The sequence below is a fragment of the Marinobacter sp. L-13 genome (assembly GCF_056857715.1).
In genome coordinates this window covers 1-3,476 of record NZ_JBSXNQ010000039.1, presented here as the reverse complement: position 1 = coordinate 3,476, position 3,476 = coordinate 1, and the positions used below count along the sequence as shown (strand labels likewise).

The 3,476-nt window shown below is 54.0% G+C and carries 5 protein-coding genes and 1 pseudogene; 5 read left to right on the top strand and 1 reads right to left on the bottom strand.

Annotated features, from left to right (window positions below; translation table 11 throughout):
• A pseudogene (locus AC13DD_RS04110) lies at window positions 1–137 on the bottom strand (IS1380 family transposase); the annotation flags it as partial.
• A 24-nt stretch (window positions 138–161) separates the two neighbouring features.
• Here AC13DD_RS04110 and AC13DD_RS04105 point away from each other — a divergent pair.
• The 5 genes from AC13DD_RS04105 to AC13DD_RS04085 all read left to right on the top strand — a co-directional run.
• Window positions 162–545: a di-heme oxidoredictase family protein gene (locus tag AC13DD_RS04105; RefSeq protein WP_053113947.1), complete on the top strand. Its 384-nt coding sequence runs from the start codon at window positions 162–164 to the stop codon at window positions 543–545.
• Window positions 508–609 (top strand): hypothetical protein, encoded by a 102-nt coding sequence (locus AC13DD_RS04100; protein ID WP_227507882.1) that lies wholly within the window; start codon window positions 508–510, stop codon window positions 607–609. The genes AC13DD_RS04105 and AC13DD_RS04100 overlap by 38 nt, the downstream gene beginning before the upstream one ends.
• Before the next feature lie 195 nt (window positions 610–804).
• Window positions 805–1,962 carry a porin gene (locus AC13DD_RS04095; protein ID WP_482930875.1) on the top strand — a complete coding sequence of 386 codons (1,158 nt, stop codon included), beginning with the start codon at window positions 805–807 and terminating at the stop codon, window positions 1,960–1,962.
• A 660-nt stretch (window positions 1,963–2,622) separates the two neighbouring features.
• Window positions 2,623–2,925, top strand: coding sequence for a hypothetical protein (locus AC13DD_RS04090; RefSeq protein WP_053113939.1), 303 nt, complete (start codon window positions 2,623–2,625; stop codon window positions 2,923–2,925).
• A 364-nt stretch (window positions 2,926–3,289) separates the two neighbouring features.
• A partial coding sequence (locus AC13DD_RS04085) for a hypothetical protein (protein WP_482930874.1) occupies window positions 3,290–3,476 on the top strand: 187 nt, incomplete at its 3' end.

Here is a 3,476-nt window from a genome sequence, read left to right as displayed (position 1 = left end):
ATACCGTGCCGCTTGACGACTGTGCGAGCGGTTTTGATCAGCGACGTGTGCCGGTTCAGGCAGTGGCCCACCAGGGCCAGTCCGCCGTGGGGTGTATAGACTTCGGTTCGGGATTGCTGGAGAGTGAAAGTACGCATGAGCTAAATGCACTGACTGGGTGAATGGATGTCAGGTGCTATTATATCGCCCAAGGCTTTGTTATTGCAGGCTTTGGATACAGTTTCAGCCGGTTGAACTCACGGATTCAGGAGTTTGCTAATGGCGGCGACCCCGAAGTCAGCGACAAAGTGGCAGGCTTTATCACCTTCTACGCCAGCAGCCTTGCAGTTCCCGCCCGTCGCGCCATGGAAAACCCGGAAGTGCAGCAAGGCGCCAGACTCGTTAGCAACACGGGGTGTGCCGCCTGCCACACACCAAAGCACACGACCGGTCTGGTCGCTGACCGGCCAGACCTCAGCGACCAGACGATCTGGCCCAGCCATTTTGTGGCACGGGGGCGAAGCCGAGATATCCAGGGAACAGTTCAAGGCACGATTCAGGACTGAACGTGCGGTGCTGATTGCCTTCCTGAAAGTGCCTGAAGAGGCTCCCGGTTGCACTAAAGTCTAATGTTAATTGACTTCTCAGTCGTCGGGCTTGTGCTACGATCAGTGTGGTCAATATTGTTGCTGTGCCCAGCGCTGACGCAAGACCTGAAGCCACTTGAGTTTCGGGACAGGAGGGCACAGCACTTTAAGATAGTGGACGTAGTACGCATGACACGTTCAGTAATAAATCAATAATAATTAGGGGTTGATGATGCTAATGACAAATAAAAAAGCGGCACTGAGTTCAGCGCTCGCACTGGTGATGGCGGGGTTATCTTCGCCGGGTCACGCCATGGAATTCAAGGTGTCAGGCCAGCTGGATCGTGCGTTCACCGTCGCGGATAACGGGAATGAGACTGATTACGCGAGTGTCGACAACATCGGTTCCAACTCACGTTTCCGGTTCACTGGCAATGAGAAGATGGCCAACGGCATGAACGTCGGTTTTATCTATGAAATGTCAGTTGTTCAGTTCGGATCCACGGAGTTCGATATCGGCAAAAATTCCGGGGGGGGTGACGTTAACCTGGATACCCGGAAAATTGACATCTATCTCGAGGGTGACTTTGGTAAGGTGAGCTTCGGCAAAGGCGATGGTGCTGGCTACTACGCCAACATGATGGATTACTCCGGAACGCTCTACTACGGTGGCGGTGCCTGGTATACCCTTTATTCTTCCGGCATCAGTTTTGTCGATGATAACGGCAACCAACTTTACAAAATTGGTCAAACCAACAGCGTCTTCAATGCCGTTGGTCGACAAGAGCGTATCCGCTACGACAGCCCGTCGATCGGCGGTCTGGTGCTGTCGACCAGTCTCGACAACGGCAATGCCTATGAACTGGCGGCCCGCTACCACGTAGATTTGCCGGGAGCCAAACTGGCCACGGGGCTGAGCTGGGTTGATACTAATGATCTGAATATTGAGGCCTCGCCCACCAATGGTCAGCCACTCACCCCCGGTTCGGAATTCAAAGCCAAGCAAGTCCTTAGTGCTTCGGCGTCTTTGTTGCTGGACGGTGGCCTGAACTTTACCGTCTCCTACGGTAATGATAAAACCGACGCAATGGCCAATGCGGGGCAGGCTAATCAAGAAGGCTTTGATGCGACCAACCTATTCGGTCAGGTAGGCTACTTGACTGGCGCCCATCACTTTGCAGTCAACTATGGCGAGACCAAAGATCTGATTGTTGAGGGAACCAAGGGAAGCCAGATTGGTCTGGCATACGTGTACGACTGGTCGAGCGCGGTCCGCTTGTTCTCCTCGTATCACCTGTATTCGCTTGACCTGCCTTCGTCGGTCAAGACCGCTGAAGGATGGGGCGATGCCAACGATATCAGCCAGCTCTATGCCGGTATCCGGGTCGCCTTTTAACCAACGGGTCTGACCTGAATAACGGACAGGAATAAAATATGCACAAACTGCGGTTATGGATAATTCCCGTGCTGGTAGTGGCTCTGTCGGGCTGCGGACTTAATGTGGTCCGACCCGCTGACACGACGACGATGCCGGGAGAAGACCGCCTGCCTGATGGACCAGGCCTGTTTGCCAGCAGTCCCGATGACAGCGCCCGGGAGGGATATTCTATCCTGTCGGGTCGTTGCTCGGATTGTGCGACCAGTCAACGCGCCGGAGGGAAGGCGGCCCCGGACTCTGACACCTACAGAAGCTTCGAAGCCTTCAGGCGGATGGATCCAGACTCACAAGAATACAGGGAATTTCAGAAATGGCTGGAATGGAAACAGTTTCGCCAGTGGAAATCCCGGCAGCAATGAGGCTCGGGGGTGAAAAACTCTACCGTGCCCCGTGCCGACTGTTATGACCAAGCCCCGCTCAACTTTCCTTTATCTGGTAGATGCTTGTCGCTTTTCTGCCATCTCTGCTATAACTACTTGTCGCTGGATTGGCTTGGTCGACGATACCTACAAAAAATCTCAAATCAGAGACGTCGGAGGAATAATGAAAACAATACCAAAGTGCATTGGTTAGGGATGCCTGGGAGCGCTGATCGCTGTAAACGGCGTACCCGCCGCCATGGCTGTTGAGGTTACCACGGCATCGGGAGTGAGACTGGACATAATCACCCAGGGCAAGTTTCAGCCCACATACTTCGGAAACTTCGATCTGGACAGCAGCAAAGAAGACGCTGCCACCGGCGAGACTTCGTTCGGTAGCTACGATGTTTACTGGATGCCAATTAACGATGGGTTGATTTCAAACTCTACCGACCCGAGCCGGCCGACTGCGAACGTGGCAAACGGGGAACCCGACAGGGACGTTTACGCATCGAAATTTGATACTGACCTTGGCAACGACAGCCGGGTTTCCCCATCCTGACCTATAGCGATAACCAACAGCAGACCGCGCAGGCGACCTATTTCGGTGTCGAGTACATTGGAAACATTGGAGTTATGAACGTCCGGGCCCTGGACGGAGCCGGTTATGGTGCGATCTCCAACGCCGGTACCGGTAACAACCCGGGGCAGATCATGCTTTCGGTCGGAAGCTCCGGCAACCTTGCGTCAATCTCGCCATCTCCATGAAATCCGCTGACTCCCGGAAATACCTGTTTTCAACACTGGTTGATAAGGCCGGAGAGGTCGAGCGGGTTGCTGATACGAAGCCCGCGTTCGATACTGCTACATCCCCGCGAAGGATTCTGCCTCTGCCATCGGGTTTCAATCCGTAGAGGGTGTCGTCCTTGCCTACATCAGCGCAGGACAACCCCGGCCGGCTGGTTTTTCTCTTCGATGCAAAACTGGTGCTGGGCTCAGTCACCTCTGAAAGCATAAAGCTGATTGATGAGCTGCAGTCCGACATCAAGGGCTCAAAAGCGATTTACCTTACAGTTGGCCAGTCTTGGTATAAATTACATGGACGGCGAAGAC

Excerpts from the sequence above, each read along its gene's own strand:
- AC13DD_RS04105 (WP_053113947.1), top strand. The coding sequence starts at position 162 with ATGGATGTCAGGTGCTATTATATCGCCCAAGGCTTTGTTATTGCAGGC.
- AC13DD_RS04095 (WP_482930875.1), top strand. The coding sequence starts at position 805 with ATGACAAATAAAAAAGCGGCACTGAGTTCAGCGCTCGCACTGGTGATG.
- AC13DD_RS04090 (WP_053113939.1), top strand. The coding sequence starts at position 2,623 with ATGGCTGTTGAGGTTACCACGGCATCGGGAGTGAGACTGGACATAATC.